This window comes from Photobacterium sp. R1 (genome assembly GCF_054600795.1).
The window spans coordinates 1-401 of the sequence record NZ_BAAHZP010000142.1 but is presented as its reverse complement, the minus strand read 5'-3'; the positions used below and the strand labels follow the sequence as shown (position 1 = coordinate 401).

The 401-nt window shown below is 55.1% G+C and carries 1 pseudogene; it reads right to left on the bottom strand.

The annotated features are described in order from the left end of the window. Positions 1-401, bottom strand: a pseudogene (locus ACYP03_RS24375) (endonuclease/exonuclease/phosphatase family protein); the annotation flags it as partial.

Here is a 401-nt window from a genome sequence, read left to right as displayed (position 1 = left end):
ACCGCTGTCTGCCATGCGGTGATTAAAGTCGCCGCTGATCAAAAACGATTCTTTAGCCGCCAGGCGTTGGCCAATCCAGTTCTTCAATACGTCGGCCTGATAGCTCAGGACACGGCAGGACGCAGACTGTCTGTTAATCTTGCTGGTGTAGCAGCCGGACTTTAAATGTACGCTGAGCAGGTGGATGGACGTGCCTGACTGAGGGTGAACAATCACATACGTTCCGTAGCGAAGGCGGCCTTTTCTGGCACGTTCGCCAGGCTTGGGCGCTGTGCGGATATTCAGACTGGCGAGATCTTGCGGGTCACTGACGGGCAGGGATTGCCGGATAGCAAAGCCAGTGTACTGATTGCCGTCTCTGAAGCTTTCACTGGCTTTGCCGTGCCGGTCGGAAAGATACA